Annotated in this window: 16 protein-coding genes; 12 read left to right on the top strand and 4 right to left on the bottom strand. The window is 40.7% G+C overall.

Translation table 11 applies throughout. From position 1 onward, the window contains the following. Positions 1-81: 81 nt before the first annotated feature. A complete protein-coding gene (locus tag WAA20_RS19245) occupies positions 82-2,616 on the top strand; it encodes a clostripain-related cysteine peptidase (protein ID WP_073385819.1) in 2,535 nt (844 codons plus the stop codon). Between the two features lie 123 nt (positions 2,617-2,739). Here the strand turns inward: WAA20_RS19245 and WAA20_RS19240 are convergent, their stop codons facing one another. The 3 genes from WAA20_RS19240 to WAA20_RS19230 are packed head-to-tail and all read right to left on the bottom strand — an operon-like array spanning position 2,740 to position 3,981. Beyond that, the gene (locus WAA20_RS19240; RefSeq protein WP_073385818.1) at positions 2,740-3,408 is read right to left on the bottom strand and encodes a flavin reductase family protein; all 669 of its coding nucleotides are present in this window, start codon (positions 3,406-3,408) and stop codon (positions 2,740-2,742) included. Positions 3,409-3,467: 59 nt separating this feature from the next. Beyond that, positions 3,468-3,683, bottom strand: coding sequence for an antitoxin (locus tag WAA20_RS19235; protein ID WP_073385816.1), 216 nt, complete (start codon positions 3,681-3,683; stop codon positions 3,468-3,470). Positions 3,684-3,687: 4 nt separating this feature from the next. Next, a complete protein-coding gene (locus WAA20_RS19230; RefSeq protein ID WP_073385815.1) occupies positions 3,688-3,981 on the bottom strand; it encodes a BrnT family toxin in 294 nt (97 codons plus the stop codon). A 308-nt stretch (positions 3,982-4,289) separates the two neighbouring features. Between WAA20_RS19230 and WAA20_RS19225 the strand changes: the two genes are divergently transcribed. The 7 genes from WAA20_RS19225 to WAA20_RS19195 all read left to right on the top strand — a co-directional run bounded on the left by WAA20_RS19225 (position 4,290) and on the right by WAA20_RS19195 (position 11,926). After that, complete coding sequence (locus WAA20_RS19225; protein ID WP_073385813.1) at positions 4,290-5,354, top strand: GntR family transcriptional regulator; 1,065 nt, start codon at positions 4,290-4,292, stop codon at positions 5,352-5,354. A gap of 12 nt (positions 5,355-5,366) precedes the next feature. Beyond that, a complete protein-coding gene (gene araA / locus WAA20_RS19220) occupies positions 5,367-6,869 on the top strand; it encodes an L-arabinose isomerase (RefSeq protein WP_073385811.1) in 1,503 nt (500 codons plus the stop codon). Positions 6,870-6,966: 97 nt separating this feature from the next. After that, a complete protein-coding gene (locus tag WAA20_RS19215) occupies positions 6,967-8,559 on the top strand; it encodes an FGGY-family carbohydrate kinase (protein WP_073385810.1) in 1,593 nt (530 codons plus the stop codon). A gap of 97 nt (positions 8,560-8,656) precedes the next feature. Beyond that, positions 8,657-9,367: an L-ribulose-5-phosphate 4-epimerase gene (locus WAA20_RS19210; protein WP_073385808.1), complete on the top strand. Its 711-nt coding sequence runs from the start codon at positions 8,657-8,659 to the stop codon at positions 9,365-9,367. A gap of 129 nt (positions 9,368-9,496) precedes the next feature. Then, positions 9,497-10,330, top strand: a complete 834-nt coding sequence (locus tag WAA20_RS19205) for a transketolase (RefSeq protein WP_073385807.1) — start codon at positions 9,497-9,499, stop codon at positions 10,328-10,330. A gap of 10 nt (positions 10,331-10,340) precedes the next feature. Further along, positions 10,341-11,282 carry a transketolase family protein gene (locus WAA20_RS19200; RefSeq protein WP_073385805.1) on the top strand — a complete coding sequence of 314 codons (942 nt, stop codon included), beginning with the start codon at positions 10,341-10,343 and terminating at the stop codon, positions 11,280-11,282. A gap of 101 nt (positions 11,283-11,383) precedes the next feature. Then, complete coding sequence (locus WAA20_RS19195) at positions 11,384-11,926, top strand: GNAT family N-acetyltransferase (RefSeq protein WP_073385804.1); 543 nt, start codon at positions 11,384-11,386, stop codon at positions 11,924-11,926. A gap of 292 nt (positions 11,927-12,218) precedes the next feature. Here WAA20_RS19195 and WAA20_RS19190 read toward each other — a convergent pair whose 3' ends face one another. Continuing rightward, the gene (locus WAA20_RS19190; protein WP_073385802.1) at positions 12,219-13,343 is read right to left on the bottom strand and encodes a helix-turn-helix transcriptional regulator; all 1,125 of its coding nucleotides are present in this window, start codon (positions 13,341-13,343) and stop codon (positions 12,219-12,221) included. A 162-nt stretch (positions 13,344-13,505) separates the two neighbouring features. Here WAA20_RS19190 and WAA20_RS19185 point away from each other — a divergent pair, with 162 nt between their 5' ends. The 4 genes from WAA20_RS19185 (at position 13,506) to WAA20_RS19170 (ending at position 17,005) form a co-directional block, all read left to right on the top strand. After that, positions 13,506-14,543, top strand: coding sequence for a metalloregulator ArsR/SmtB family transcription factor (locus tag WAA20_RS19185; protein ID WP_167562665.1), 1,038 nt, complete (start codon positions 13,506-13,508; stop codon positions 14,541-14,543). 145 nt (positions 14,544-14,688) lie between these two features. Further along, positions 14,689-15,453: an ABC transporter ATP-binding protein gene (locus tag WAA20_RS19180; RefSeq protein WP_073385801.1), complete on the top strand. Its 765-nt coding sequence runs from the start codon at positions 14,689-14,691 to the stop codon at positions 15,451-15,453. Continuing rightward, positions 15,450-16,226 carry an ABC transporter permease gene (locus WAA20_RS19175; RefSeq protein ID WP_073385799.1) on the top strand — a complete coding sequence of 259 codons (777 nt, stop codon included), beginning with the start codon at positions 15,450-15,452 and terminating at the stop codon, positions 16,224-16,226. Before WAA20_RS19180 ends, WAA20_RS19175 begins: the two co-directional genes overlap by 4 nt. Next, positions 16,226-17,005 carry an ABC transporter permease gene (locus WAA20_RS19170; RefSeq protein WP_073385798.1) on the top strand — a complete coding sequence of 260 codons (780 nt, stop codon included), beginning with the start codon at positions 16,226-16,228 and terminating at the stop codon, positions 17,003-17,005. The genes WAA20_RS19175 and WAA20_RS19170 overlap by 1 nt, the downstream gene beginning before the upstream one ends. Positions 17,006-17,016: the final 11 nt, after the last annotated feature.

The following is a 17,016-nucleotide window of genomic DNA, read 5'->3' as shown; positions in this document are numbered from 1 at the left end:
TAGTCCAATTTGTGCTATGATAATAGGGTCTAAAGTTCATGTGTTCACATATTTTTTCAGATGTTATAAGGGAGATATATTATGGCAGATAATCGTCCTCATTCAAGAACAAAAGCTCCATCATCAGGTACAGGCCACGTTAGCAAAAGAGGTAGTGGTACAGGCCATGGTCAGGTAGGAAATACTGGAGGATTACACGGACCTGGGAGAGGATCAGGATCTTTGGGTTCATCAAGACCGGCTTCTTCTTCAGGATCATCACATAGGACCGGAGGCTATTATGGAGGCGGCACAGGCGGCCCATCCTACGGCGGCATAAAACTTCTTCCTATGCTGATTATTCTTGCAGTTGTATTTTTCTTTGTAATGAGAAACTGCGGCGGAAGTTCTTTTTTGTCTGACTATGAAACAGGCACAGGTACCTCTACTTCCGGCACAGGAATAGGCGGAAGCTCTTATTCAGGAACAACGCTTTCAAATACAGGAACAGGCTGGATGACATCATCCTCAAATGCATATCAGGATACATCCATGTCTGCCGCAGACAAAACGGTTTCAGATGCTGCAAGAGATAAGTACACTACAATAAAAGGCGGCGGTGAAGACACAGTTACAGTAATGGTATACATGTGCGGAGCTGACCTTGAGAGTAGAAGCGGCATGGCAACCAGAGACCTTAACGAAATGGTCTATGCAGATCTTTCTGATAAGGTCAATGTTATTGTAGAAACAGGCGGTGCCAAAAAGTGGCAGAATTCTGTTATAAGCGCATCTACCAACCAGCGTTGGGAGGTTGAAAAGGGCGGTCTTAAAGCTCTTGATAAGAATGTTGGATCTAAGCAGATGACAGATCCTAATACTCTTGTAGACTTTATAAATTTTGCTACTAAGAATTACCCTGCAGACAGATACATGCTCATCTTCTGGGATCATGGCGGCGGATCTGTATCAGGTTATGGATATGACGAACTGTATCCTAACAGGACCATGACCATAGATGAGATTTCAAATGCCCTCAAGAAGACAGGAATCAAGTATGATTTCGTAGGATTTGATGCCTGCCTCATGGCCGGTATGGAGACAGCAATGGCGGTCGAGCCTTGCGCGGACTACCTTATCGCATCAGAAGAAACAGAGCCCGGAACAGGCTGGTACTACACAAACTGGCTTACAGATCTTTCTAATAACACATCAATAGAAACTGTTGATCTGGCAAAAAAAATAATAGATGACTTCACATCTGCATGTGCATCATCTTCTTCAAGATCAAAAACAACTCTTTCTGTTATAGATCTTGCAGAATTTAAAGGCGTAATACCTGACGTTCTTGCAAGCTTTGGAACAAGCCTTAATGCCCAGCTTAAGAGCGAGAACTATCAGGACGTTGCTAAAGCCAGAAGTGATACAAGAGAGTTTGCAAGTTCATCTCATATAGATCAGGTAGACCTTGTTAACTTCTGTAATAACCTTGGAACAGAAGATGCCTTAAAGCTTGCAGATGCTGTTAAGGGATGTGTTAAGTACAATAAAACCTATAATGTTACAAACGCATATGGAATGAGTATATATTTCCCATACAGTTCCCTTAAGTCAGTGAACTCTATGGTCAAGATATATGAAAACCTTGATATGGATGGTTCATATTCAGACTCTATCAAGTCTTTTGCTACCCTTGAATCATCCGGCCAGATCGTAACATCACAGGCTCCTCAGGGAACAGGCCTTTTTGATGTCCTTCTTGGAGGAAGCGGACAGACACAGTCGTCATCATCTTCTGTAGATATAACATCAATACTTATGCAGGCGCTCTCTGGAGCGGGTTCATCTACTAATAGCTCGTATTCAGGATCCGGATCAGGTTATGGTTCACTTCTTGACTATGCATCTCTTCTTGGTGGAAGCGGCCTTGTAAGCAGCGACTCTATTGAAAGCTTTGCATCCCTTCTTGGCGGAAGAGCACGTATCACATCAGATGACCTTGCTTTAACACAAAAAGGTGGAGAAAATGTTGTATCACTAAGCGAAGATCAGTGGTCTCAGATGAAATCAGTGGGACTTAACGTATTCGTTGATGACGGAGCAGGCTACATTGATCTTGGTATAGATAATGTTGCAAGCTACAACGATGACGGAGATCTGATCGTTACATATGATGGCACATGGATGGCAGTTAACGGACAGTTTGTTGCCTTCTATATCTGCCAGGATGATTATGATGCAGATACAGGATATTACTATCTTTTAGGCTATATCCCTGCAGAGCTTAACGGAGAATACGTTAATATAATGGTAGAGTTCTCATCAGAACATGAAGAGGGAGTGATCCTTGGAGCACAGGCTGTATATAAGGGATCTGATGGCGAGAACAGTTTTTCAACTGAAGGAAAAGGACTTGTCGAGATCGTAGAAGGTGATAAGATTGATTTCCTTTGTGACTATTACTCTTATGATGGAACTTTCCAGGATAGCTATTTCCTGAATGAAGAGTCACTTGTGGTTGGTTCAGACGGACTTTACATCGAGACACTTACAATGGACAACGAGAATGTATATTACAGCTACAGACTTACAGATTATCTGAATTCGAACTACTGGACACCGGTACAGAAGTATTAAAGAGTTGAAACTTCGCGCATATAAAGGGGTATTGGCTACGGTTTATATGTGCGAAGTTTGAATTGAAGATATTGTGGGAAATGGAAAAGGTCGCAGGATTTACCTGCGGCCTTAATTACTGGCTTAAGTCTTTTTCTTGTTACGAGAAGAACGGGTCTTTTTCTTGCTTTTTGAAGCATGTGAAGCAGAGTTTTGGGGCTTCTTGGAAGAAGGCTTAGAAGCGGTCGGCTTCTTCCTGACTGAATATCCGAAAGTTCCAAGTTTGGCGCCAAGTTCTCTGTAGGTTCCGTGTTCATATGCAAACATTCCTATGTCATCCATATGGAATGCGTTCTTTTCATCCATATATTTCTCATCTACATGAACGGCCACAACTTCAGCAAGGAACATATCGTGCGTTCCGAGGGGGATTACCTGAGTTACTTTGCACTCGATAGATACAGGTGCTTCCTCTATCATGGGAGCAGATACTACTGAACTCTTTACAGGAGTTAAGTGACATTCTTTGAATTTATCAACCTTTCGTCCTGAGGTGCAGCCGCAGTAGTCGCAAGCATGAGCCAGATCCTTGTCAGGAAGATTTATTACAAAGCATCCGCTGTCCTTTATCATCTGATAGGAATGCCTTTCTTTTCTTACAGAAATATAGGCCATTGGAGGATCTGAACATACAGTACCGGTCCACGCAATAGTTATTATATTGGGTTTTTCGTTATCGCTCTGGCAGCTGACCATAACAGCCGGAACGGGGTATATGAAATTGCCGGGTTTAGGAAATTGTATTTTACTCATAATGAATTATTCTTTTTGGGGCTGGTTTACGTTATAAAACAATAAATAAGAATCCGAAATCAATTCCAAGTCATTGAAAGCTTTTTCTTGTGCTCAGCACAATCTGTGAGATAGAGGTTTATAAGAGTCTGATAGGGGATACCAGTTTCTTCAGATTGCTCCTTAAAATAATTGATAGTGGTGATACTGATGTTCATAGTTATTTGTTTTTTTAGCTGTTTAGCGTAAGGATTTTTTCTCGGATTTAAATTGCTAATATCATATTCTTTGCGCATATTATTAACCTCCGTTATATTCTTCATAAAATGAAGCTTCTGATGTAGTTGCTTTTCTTGCAGAGATAAGTCGGATTACGTCATCTTGTCTGTAGCAATGACTGACTATACATAATTTTTCTGATTTAGTGAATCCTATTATCAAAAATCTGTCTTCGTTTTCAGAATGATCTGGGTCATCGAAAAGAATTGCATTGGTATCATAAAATACAGTCTTTGCTTCATTAAAACTTAATCCGTGTTTATTTATATTGATCCGATTTTTGTTTTCATCCCATTCAAATCTAATGTCATTCATAATTATATTATAATTATGATGTAATTAAATGTCAATTTACGCATGTAAAGCAAAAAAAGTTGTACATATACATCTTTAAATGATTGTATATATTTAACTGGCATAAGTTGTTGACATAGCTGGTGCCACTATCTATTATAGAGATACAAGTCTTTGTGCATTCATGAATTATAGATTCAAGAAGGAATGAGTTCTTTGCGGGCTTGTATCTTTTTACATTTCAGGCTGTAAAAACGGATTGATATACAAAAGATGTATTCTTTAAATCTACAACAATACAACTTCGAAAAGGGGCTGACAAGGGATATATGGCTAAATACCAGGAGATAGTCGGATGGATATCCGAGCAGATCGACAAGGGGGATTATCCTCCGGGAAGTAAGATACCATCTGAGAATGAACTTTGCAGGAAGTTTGGCATCAGCAGACAGACAGTTCGTCACGCTATTGCATATCTGATTGAAGAAGGTAAGCTGACTGCAGAACGAGGAAGCGGTACCTATGTAAAAGGCGATTTTGTAGAGAACTCTTCCAAGAGAATAGCTGTAGTTACAACCTACGTCGACAGCTATATTTTTCCAAAGACAATTCAGGGAATTGAGAACAAGCTGACAGAGTATGGCTATACCATGCAGCTTTCATTTACAGGTAATACTTTTACCAAGGAAAGGGCTATCCTTCAGGATCTCCTTGATAATGGAGACGTGGCAGGACTTCTTATAGAACCTTCAAGAAGTGCTCTTCCCAATCCTAATATAGACCTTCTTGCCGAACTTGATAAAAAAGGCACGAGGATTCTTTTCCTAAACAGTAATTATACCCAGCTCCCATTCCCGCATGTATCACTTGCAGATAAGGAATGCGCTTACCGCGCGGTCAAAGAGCTGATAGATGCAGGTCACAGGAACATTGCCTGCATATTAAAGCTTGATGACAGGCAGGGACATGAGCGCTACAGCGGATATTTAAAGGCTATGATGGAAGCGGGCATTACGGTAAGTGATGAGTGGGTTGTCTGGCTTGATACAGATGATATATCCCATATGAAAGATAATTACGACAGGATCCGCAGGAGATTTGACGGCTGCACAGCGCTTTTTGCCTACAATGACCAGGTTGCGGTTGATGCCATAGGTGTCCTTCATGCTGCAGGAATAATGGTTCCAAAGCGTATGTCGGTTGTAAGTATGGATGATTCGGATATGGCCAAGATGAACGGCTTTGAACTTGATTCCGTGCCCCATCCTAAGGAAAGGCTTGGAGAGAAGGCAGCAGAGAACATTATCCATCTTATTCATAACAGAAACTATGATGCAACATATGAATTTATAGAAGATGTAATACAGAGAGGATCTGTAAGGAACATAAAATAGGAGGAAAAGAAAATGCAGTTTACAAAAAGTTACAAGTTTTGGTTTGCAACAGGTTCACAGGACCTTTACGGTGATGAATGCTTAAGAAAAGTTGCAGATCATTCTAAAGAGATCGTTGCGGGATTAAACGCAAGCGGCAAGCTTCCGTTTGAAGTTGTACTTAAACCAACACTTATCAGCCAGGCTTCGATCAGACAGACATTTAATGATGCCAACAATGATCCTGAATGTGCAGGTGTCATCACATGGATGCATACTTTCTCACCAGCAAAGATGTGGATCCTGGGACTTCAGGAGTTTCGTAAGCCGCTTTGTCATCTTCATACACAGTTCAATGAAGAGATTCCATATGACACAATTGATATGGACTTCATGAATGAGAACCAGTCAGCACATGGCGACAGAGAATATGGTCATATCGTATCCCGCATGGGAATTGAGAGAAAAGTGATCGTGGGCCACTGGCAGGATCCTGAAGTTGTAGAAGAGCTTGCCGGATGGATGTATACAGCAGTTGGTGCCATCGAGTCATCACACATTCGTGTATGTCGTTTTGGTGACAACATGAATAATGTTGCCGTAACAGAAGGTGATAAGGTTGAAGCCCAGATCAAGTTTGGATGGGAGATTGACCACTACAACGTCAATGATCTTGTTGAGATCGTAAATGCAGTATCTGATTCTGATACTAATGCTCTTACAGATGAGTATTACTCAAAATATAAAATCCTTCTTGAAGGTAGAGATGCTGATGAGTTTAGAAAGCATGTATCTGTTCAGGCTCGCCAGGAAATAGGTCTTAGAAAGTTCCTTGAAGAAAATAACTATCATGCGGTAGTAACACACTTTGGTATGCTTGGCGGACTTAAGCAGCTTCCAGGCCTTTCAATTCAGAGACTTATGGAAGATGGTTACGGATTCGGTGCAGAAGGAGACTGGAAGACAGCAGCTCTTGTACGTCTCATGAAACTCATGACAGCAGGCAAGAAGGATGCCAAGGGTACATCTTTCATGGAAGATTACACCTACAATTTCGTTAAGGGCAAAGAAGGTATCCTTCAGGCACACATGCTCGAAGTATGTCCTTCAATTGCTGACGGCGATATCTCAATTAAGGTTTGTCCTCTTTCCATGGGTAACAGAGAAGATCCTGCACGTCTTGTATTTACAGGTAAAGAAGGAAAAGGTGTTGCATGTTCACTTATCGACCTTGGACACAGATTCCGTCTTATCATCTCCTGCGTAGATGTAAAGAAGACAGAAAAAGAGATGCCAAAACTTCCTGTAGCTACAGCATTCTGGACACCTGAGCCTGATCTTAAGACTGGCGCAGCGGCATGGATCCTTGCAGGCGGAGCACATCATACATCATTCTCATATGATCTTAATGCACAGCAGATGGTAGATCTTGCAGATGCATTCGGAATTGAGAGCGTTGTCATCGATAATAATACAGATCTTCGCAGCCTCAAGAATGAGCTTAGATGGAATGAGATGTATTTTGGAAGACGCTAAAGATGATGCATTAAACCCATGTTAATACATGAGACTGGATATATTATCACGAATATAAAATATATAAATAGTATTTCAAAAGAAATAAGGAGAGACTATGAGTAAGGAGATTATTAAAAGCGGAAAGACAGTTGTCGGAATAGAGTTTGGTTCTACAAGAATCAAGGCAGTTCTGACAGATGTGGATCACAATGTTATCGCACAGGGTGGTCACACATGGGAGAACAGACTTGAAAACGGAATATGGACATATTCACTTGATGATATATGGACAGGCCTTCAGGACTGCTACAAGAAACTTGCTGAAGATGTTAAAGAAAAATACGGCGAAGACCTTACTGAGATCGGTGCACTTGGATTTTCAGCAATGATGCACGGTTATATGGCATTTGATAAGGATGGTAACCTCCTTGTTCCATTCCGTACATGGAGAAATTCCATCACAGAAGAAGCTTCCAAGAAGCTTACAGACCTTTTTGGATATCACATCCCTCAGAGATGGTCTATCGCTCACCTTTATCAGGCAATCCTTAATGGCGAAGAGCATGTTAAAGACATCGCATTTGTTACAACACTTGCAGGTTATATCCACTGGCAGATGACAGGTGAGAAGGTTATCGGTATCGGCGACGGATCAGGTATGTTCCCTATCGACTCCTCTATCAAGGATTACAACCAGAAGATGCTCGACCAGTTCGATGAGCTTATTGCTGACAAGAATCTTCCATGGAAGATCAGAGACATCCTTCCTAAGAACCTTGTTGCTGGCGAGAAGGCAGGCACACTTACAGAAGAAGGCGCTAAGAAGCTTGACGTAACAGGCGCACTTAAGGCCGGCTGCCCTGTATGTCCTCCTGAAGGAGACGCAGGTACAGGTATGGTTGCAACTAACTCTGTTGCAAAGCGTACAGGTAACATCTCCGCAGGTACATCAGTATTCTCAATGGTAGTTTTGGAAAAAGATCTAAAGAAAGCTCACGACGAACTTGACCTTGTAACAACTCCTGATGGCGAGCAGGTTGCAATGGTACACTGCAACAACTGTACATCAGATCTTAATGCATATGTAGGACTCTTTAGAGAGTTCGCTCACCTTACAGGTAACGATATCAGTGACAACGACCTTTATGGCAAGCTCTATCTCAACGCTCTTGAAAACGGCGATGCAGATTGCGGCGGCCTTATGGCATACAACTATGTATCAGGTGAGAACATCACAGGCTTCAATGAAGGAAGACCTCTCTTCGTACGTCGTCCTGATGCCAAGATGAATCTTGCAAACTTCATGCGTACACACCTTTACACAGCACTCGGCGCTTTAAAGGCTGGTAACGATATCCTTATGAAAGAAGAAGGTGTTCAGGCTGACTACTTCTATGGCCAGGGCGGATTCTTCAAGGTTAGAGGCGCAGGCGACAGAGTTATGGCAGCAGCCCTTAACACAGAGATCCGTATGATGGAAACAGCCGGTGAAGGCGGACCATGGGGCCAGGCTATCCTTGCATCCTTCATGCTGGAAAAAGAGGATGGAGAAGGACTTGAAGATTACCTTGCAAACAAAGTGTTCAAGGAAGGCAAGGTTGAATCCTGCATGCCGAACGCAGAAGATGTAAAGGGATTTGACAAGTTCATGGAAGATTATCTTGCAGTACTTCCTGCAGAGCGCGCAGCATGTGAGACCCTTAAATAAATAGTAAAAATATCATATAAGTGTATCCTGTAACGATACACTTATTTGATTAGTAAAAAATAACTATCTATACAAAAGGTATATAGGAGATTTTCAAATGTTAGAAGAATTAAAGAAAAAAGTATATGAGGCGAATATTCTTTTGCCAAAGTATGGTCTTGTTACATTCACATGGGGTAATGTTTCTGAGTACGATCCTGAAACAAAGCTCTTTGTAATCAAACCAAGCGGCGTTGATTATGATGTTATGAAGCCTGAAGACATGGTCGTTATGGACCTTAATGGCAACAAGGTTGAAGGTGATCTTAATCCATCATCAGATACACCTACACATGTTGAGATCTATAAGGCATGGGCTGATAAGGGCGTTAAGGGTATAGTTCATACACACTCATCTTATGCTACAAGCTGGGCTCAGGCAGGCCGCGGAATTCCATGCTATGGTACAACTCACGCTGATTACTTCTACGGCGAGATCCCTTGCGTAAGATGCCTTACAAAAGAAGAAATCGAAGATGCTTACGAAGAAAATACAGGACATCTTATTGTTAATGAGTTTGAGGCAATGGGTAAAGATCATGTAGCAGTTCCTGCTGTTCTTTGCAAAAACCACGGAGTATTTTCATGGGGTAAAGATGGTATGGATGCTGTTCACAATTCAGTTGTAACAGAAGAAGTTGCCAAGATGGCTTACAGATGTGAGGTGATCAATGCCCGCGTACAGCCTGCACCACAGGAACTTCAGGACAAGCATTACTATCGTAAGCATGGTGCAAACGCATACTACGGTCAGGCTAAAAGATCGTAAAGTTCACCTTAAAAGTGACAAAAAGTCGTAAATAAATGGCAAGAAATACATGGACGTATTTGTATACATATGTTAAAGTTGTAACGGTTATAGAGTGTACTTTACCACGTGAAATAAAGGAGAATAACTATGACAAACAAGGAACTTCAGAAAACAGCTAACGAAGTCCGTAAGGGTATTGTTACAGCGGTTCATGCAGCAGGCGCAGGACATCCGGGCGGATCACTGTCTGCAGCAGATATTTTTACATATCTGTATTTTGAGGAGATGAACATCAATCCGGAGAAGCCCGCAGATCCTGATCGTGATCGTTTCGTTCTTTCAAAGGGACACACAGCACCAGGTCTTTACTCAGTAATGGCTCAGCGCGGATATTTCCCAGTAGAGGAGCTTACAACACTGCGTAAGCTTGGATCAAGACTTCAGGGACATCCAAGTATGCAGTATCTTCCAGGCCTTGATATGAGCAGCGGATCTCTTGGACAGGGAATCTCAGTTGCTTGTGGAATGGCTCTTTCTGCAAAGCTTAACAATAAGGATTACAGAACTTACACACTGCTTGGTGATGGTGAGATCGAAGAAGGACAGGTTTGGGAAGCAGCTATGTTTGCAGGATTCCGTAAGCTTGATAACCTTGTTGTCATTGTAGATAACAATGGTCTTCAGATCGATGGACCTGTTGACGAGGTTTGCTCACCTTATCCTATCGATAAGAAATTCGAAGCATTTAACTTCCATGTGATCAATGTTGATGCTCATGACTTTGATGCGCTTCGCGCAGCATTCAAAGAAGCTAGAGAGACTAAGGGTCAGCCTACAGCAATCATTGCTCACAGCCTTAAAGGTAAGGGCGTTTCCTTCATGGAAGGCCAGGTTTCATGGCACGGCGTAGCACCTAATGATGAAGAGTATGCAAAGGCTATGGACGATCTTAACAAGATCGGCGAAGCTCTTGAGGCTTGAGGAGGTTAAGATGAGCGAAGTAAAGAAGATTGCGACTAGAGATAGTTATGGTAAGGAACTTATAGAGCTTGCAAAGGTTAACGATAAGGTAGTTGTTCTTGACGCTGACCTTGCAGCAGCAACAAGAACCGGCTGGTTCAAAAAGGAATTCCCAGATCGTCACATCGACTGCGGTATCGCAGAGTGTAACATGATGGGTATCGCAGCTGGTCTTGCTACAACAGGAATGATCCCATTCGTAAGCACATTTGCTATGTTCGCTACAGGACGTGCTTTCGAGCAGGTTCGTAACTCAATCGGTTACCCACATCTTAACGTTAAGATTGGTGGAACTCACGCAGGAATCACAGTAGGTGAGGACGGCGCTTCTCATCAGTGTAACGAAGATCTTGCACTTATGCGTACAATTCCTGGAATGGTTGTTATGTGCCCTGCAGATGATATCGAGGCAAGAGCTTGCGTAAGAGCAGCTGCTGAGCATGAAGGCCCTGTATATATCAGATTTGGCCGTGCAGCTTGCCCTGTTGTTAACGACAGACCTGATTACAAGTTCGAGCTTGGAAAAGGAACACTTCTTCGTGAAGGTAAAGATGTAAGTATCATTGCAACAGGTATCGGCGTTGGTGCAGCACTTGAAGCAGCTGAAAAGCTTGCTGCTGACGGAATCGAAGCAGAAGTAATTAACATCTGCACGATCAAGCCTATCGACAGAGAGCTTGTTGTTGCAACAGCTAAGAAGACTGGCAAGGTTGTAACAGTAGAAGAGCACTCAGTTATCGGTGGTCTTGGAAGCGCTGTATGTGACGTTCTTTCAGAAGAGTGTCCTACAGTTGTTAAGAAGATCGGTATGCAGGATAGATTCGGTGAATCAGGATCTGCTGCAGCACTTGTTAAGAAGTACGGTCTTGATGGCGAAGGCGTATACAACTCAGTAAAAGAGTTCCTTAAATAATTTGGTTCGCCAGAGATATAGGTTATAATAAAGCCAAAAAAGCCGGAGATTATCTGACTTTTTTGGCTTTTCCTTTTTCAAAATGGGGGATAAAATAGGCTATGAATGAAAAACTTTTTCCGATTGAAACCAGACACTTTAAATTGATGCCCTGTGATGTAAAAGAATACTTGGGGAAGTGGACAATTTCATTAAAAGACGGGAATCAGAAAGATGTTGGAAATATTCATTTTGAAGATACTCAATTCAAGGGTGAAGTAAAGATATTTGTAGAGCTTCTTCCAGAATATGAAGAACCCAAATATATAGAGGAAATCTTCTTTATGATGGCAAGGTTTGTTTTCAGAGATCCTGAGATTGGAACTATCAGAACTCAGTGCGATCATGAAAATGAAGACTGGATCAAGGGTATCGAAAAGGCAGGATATGTCTACCGCGAATTTAAGGATGGTTACGATCAATACTCCATGAACAAGCAGAAAACTTCATGGATGGGACTGTATATGTTCCTTGGTATGATTGCCGGCTTTATCATTGGTATCACATTCTCGAATCTGTGGGCCGGAACCATTAGCGGCGTGCTGACAGGAAGTGGAATAGGATATCTTCTCGACAAGAAAACAAATATACGCAAAGATAAATGATTGCGCACATATGTAATTTCCTTATTGCTTGAGGATTCCTGAGAATGCCAGTTAATAAATGAGTTTTCGGTCATGAAAATTATATAAAATTCAAGGCATGATATCTGGAATAATATATTCTGGGATCCAAACTCGCTTCGCTCAAACATGTGGATCCCAAACAAGAATATATTATTCCATCTATCAAGCTCTTGAATTTAATATAATTTTCAAAGACCAAAAACTCATTTATTAACTGGCATTCTCAGGAATATAAAAGGTATTAGTGAAAAACTATATTTGTGAGGTTTTATTAAATATTGATATGATTCTCACCCATGCGCTTTCGTAGTTTATTGAAATGTTCATTATCTCCAAAATATTCCTTTAATTCATCGAGGCGATATGAAAGCATTTCTGTTTCTGTGCCAGAGAAGTATTTTCCGTTTCTTGTCATGTCACTTGTAGCGAGGTCACAGAATGGTGATGTGAACTTGTATACTTTCTCCTTATCAAGTGAATCATAGTAAGCTGCCATCTTTTCTGCTTTAAGGAGATACTCTATAGCTTTATCTTTCTGATCCATCATGGTGTAAAGTTCAGCTATTCGCCTATAGTTCCAACCGAGCTTTCGTGAGTATTCAAAGTAGTTACCATCTGGAATGATAATCATGAGAATGGTGTTTGCAGCTTCAATATATGCAAGCTTCTCTTCAGGCGACATGGAAGTAGTGAATCCATATTCTTTTTGAAAAGCAATTTTCACAAGTATATCAGAAATATAATTTGCCATATTTAAGATATTATCCTGAAGCTGTTTCTTCTTATCGTTTCCAGACAGAATTTCTCCAAGCAGTACTTCTTTAGAATGAAGGATATCTGTCATGCTGTTTGCAATTTTTATAGCTTCATTTGTATTACCAGATTTCATGTAATAGGTAGATAACAGAGCAAGTGCTTTGGAACGGTCTGTCTCATCTTTGCTCTCGTCAACAACTCTCTGGCACAGCATACGTATCTGCTCAGAGAAGTTCTTATCACGGTAAAGAGATACCTGCATACTGTTTCCGCCTTCGAATAGATCCATAACTTCTGCAAGATTAGTACAGAAATGCAGGTCTCGTGGAAACATCTTTCTTGCTTCAAGCATCACTTCATATGCACCATCAAGGTCTCCGTCTTTTCTAAAATTCAGATATCTTTGCTCAAACTCTGACTTTGTAATTTCAGATTCTTCATCCTCAAGACCGAACAAGTGATCGGTCGATACACCAAAGTAGCGGGCTATAACAGGGATAAGACTTATGTCAGGTGTCGATATCCCGTTTTCCCATCTGCTGATACTTTGAAATGAAACATTTAGTTCTTCTGCAAGCTTTTCCTGCGTCAGATTTTCTGCAACTCTTAGTTCTTTAATTTTTGTCCCCAAATTATTCATGATCTTCTCTTTTCTATTATTGCAATAATATTGTATTCAGCTGTAAGTAAAGTGTAGCAAAGAAAAAGCATGTATTACATATCAGCATACGTGAAAGTTTATTCTCATTATATGATATAATCTATTTCGATGAATATAGAAAAAGCACATGGAGGAATCAAAGTGCCATTTGAAGAAATTGCTAAGAACTGCATATTTGCGTATCCTTCTGATATAGAGCCGATCTTTGGAGTCTTTAGCCTCCTTGGTGGCGAAGACATGCATAATGAGTGTTCGAATATCTATGGTGAGAAGCAGGTAAGTGAGTGGAGACGCCGTTATCATTTTTTATTTGAAACTTATGAAGCGGTAAAAGAGCTATATCTGTTTGACCTATTCGATATACTTCTTGATGTGTTTGATGACTCTTTTTCTGCAAAAAGATTCTATGAACACCTTGTGTCTATGCCTGAAGATGAAAGAATATTCAGAATGGCAGGATGGAGTTATAACAAGATAAGCCAAAAAGAGATCCTGCATGCGCTTAGCGACGATGCAGCACTGGATGCATTATATTCAAAGGTACAGGATCGCTGCCCGAGCTATCTGGGGCTTTCAACTTTCATCAGACAAAATACCAGATTTATCAAAGAGTACTTTGAGCTGGCAAAAGAAATGGATACACCATCTCTTAAGGGTGCTATAGATGAGCGTAGTAGAGAACTTGAATCATTTAAGAAAAATGTGGCTGCAGCTTTAGGTAAAGGTGATCCTCTCGAAATATCTCAGAAAATCATGGGAAAGACTTTTCAAAACCGCGGGCCATACGAAACATTTTATTTTGTTCCTTCATTGCTGATACCCGGAAGATCATTCAGATTATTCTATGAAAATGGAACAAAGCATAATAAACAGATTCTTGTCTGCAGTATCAGAGAAGAGGAAAAGGATACTAAAGATACCGTCGCAGCACTTAAGGCATTATCTGATGAGACCAGATATCAGATACTTAAGCTCTTATCTAAAAACGGACCTATGAAAGGGCAGGACATAGTTAAGCAGATGCAGCTTGCACCTTCAACGATATCACATCATATGAGCGAACTTAAAGAGAGCGGACTCATAACGGAAGAACCGGTAAAGACCTCTAAATACTATGGTTTATCAAGCAACAGGCTAAAAGAGGTATTAAAGATGGTCAAAGAAGATTTTAATCTATAATTTGAGAGCCCATTTGTAAGTTAAAAAGAATAATAAAGAGGTTAAAGCGAAGCATTTGATATAGTGCTTCGCTTTTTTATTGACTTTTATTATATTTCTATTATAATCTAATTCGATGCATATAGAACAAACAAGGAGGGTGTTTATGGAACAGGTAATTTGTGTTGAAGATCTAAAAAGAGAATTTGTCAGTAAAAAAGGACTGTTAAGAAGAGAAAAGAAGGTTGTTAAGGCAGTAGATGGAATATCTTTTGACGTCAAAAGAGGAGAGATCTTTGGCCTTCTTGGACAAAATGGAGCCGGAAAGACAACTACCATAAAAATGCTTACAACACTACTTGCTCCAACATCCGGTAAGTGTGAGGTTTTAGGGTACAAAGCTTTTGGAGAAGAAAAGAAGATCAGATCCAGAATAAACTTTATCTTCGGGGGAGAGATGGGAGTCTATAGAAGACTATCCGCAAGAGATAACCTCAGGTATTTTTCCAATTTGTATCTCATCCCGAAGAAGAAACAGGATGAACGTATTGATAAAATTCTTGAGCTTGTAAATCTAAAAGACAGGGCTGATGACCTGGCAGAAACCTATTCAAAGGGAATGATACAAAGACTCCAGATAGCAAGAGGACTTATCAACGATCCGGAGATCCTCTTTATGGATGAACCCACAGTTGGCCTTGACCCTGTAGGTGCCAGAATGCTCAGAGATATTATTAGAAGACTCAAGGAAGATGGGAAAACAGTTCTTTTGACCACCCATAATCTTGCAGAGGTAGAGGAACTGTGTGACCGTCTGGTGATAATAAATAAGGGAAAAGTCATAGCTAAAGGAACCCCACAGAGCATAAAGGGAAGCTATGCCTCTTTGGAAGATTCTTATGTTGAACTTGTAAAGGGGGTGTCCGCATGATCAGAGTGATCATAAGTACTATGTTCGTCCAGATGAAACAGTCATTTGCAAGGCCTATGTTTAGATTCTGCCTGATAGCTAATCCTATACTCAATACAATACTTCTATACGAAATGTATAGAGATTCCGGTGAGACCAACTACATGGCATATGTCGTATTGGGAGCAGGACTTATGGGGCTTTGGGGGTGTATCTGTTTTTCATCTGCTGGAGATATTAATAGAGAAAGATTCAGTGGGACACTGGCGCTTATCTTTGCAGCACCGGCCACTTTTCCTGCAATTATCCTGGGAAAAATAATTGGAAACACTTTAATGTCACTGCTAACTATGGTAATATCACTGATCACTGCAAGGATTCTGTTTAGAATACCTTTGCAGTTAGTTAGTCCTGTATATTTTCTTATAGCTTTATTTGCTGCAATCATTTCTTTTATCGTGATTTCATCCATGGTAGCTTGTATCCTGACTTTATCAAGAAAAACGGAACTATATATGAATTGTATAGAAATTCCCATAATTCTATTTTGCGGCTTTGTATTCCCTGTATCAGTATTACCATCCGGAGTTAGGATCATTAGCTATGCTTTGTCACCAACGTATGCAGTTGAACTAATGAGAATGGCTGTATGGGGAGTAACGGACACTGCACTTTTCTTTGAAAAATTAGGAGCACTTATGGGACTTACTTTTATTTATGCCATATTTTCAGCGCTTCTTTACAAGAAAATAGACAGGCGTGTTCGAATATCAGCAACACTGGAGGTGGCATAATGATTAGACGTTTTTGGGATCAGGCTTATCTTTACCATAAAGGGAGAAGTGCAGCATTTGAGGCAGAGGAATTCGTCCTTATGCAGATAGGATATCCGCTTATCACGCTTATCTTTTACTGCCTTATTGCAACCTTTAGTTTTAACACATCTAACCTGACTAACTGGGTTATAGGAAATGCTTTCCTGCTCTGCACGAATGCGTGTATATTTGGACTTGGAAGAGTGTTTGTCAGTGAAAGATATTGTGGGAGGCTTAGGTCTATTATCGCATCTCCATGTTCAAAGATGTCACTGATACTGGCAAGCGGTGTGTTTCCGGCTCTTTTTGCAGTATGCTCATCAGTTTGCGGATTGGTCGTTGGAAGCCTTTTGTTTGGCGTTGATTTTTCAGGTGTGAATATGCCGCTTGTAGCGTTGGCGATCATTATTGCAATGATATCTGCTGCAAGCTTTGGACTTTTTATATCAGTATTCGGGCTTATGACAGACAGTATGCACCTTATATTAAACGTTGTAAGCTATTTGCTTATGATCTTTACAGGAGCCGAGTTTCCGGTAAGTCACCTTCCCTTGGCAGGGCAAGTTATTGCACAGATGATGCCACTTACAAAAGCTATCGCAGCTATGGATAAGCTCTTCGAAGGAGATATAAAAGAGTTCTATGTATTAATTGCGGCAGAGATTCTTACCGGTACAGTATATGCTTTGCTGACGTATTTTATTTTTGGATTTGCTGAAAGAGTTGCAAGAAAGAATGGAAAGTTTGATATGTTTTGAGTATTGACGAT

This window comes from Butyrivibrio fibrisolvens (assembly GCF_037113525.1).
GTDB classification, from domain to species: Bacteria; Bacillota; Clostridia; order Lachnospirales; family Lachnospiraceae; genus Butyrivibrio; species Butyrivibrio fibrisolvens.
This window is presented reverse-complemented; position numbering and strand designations above follow the sequence as displayed.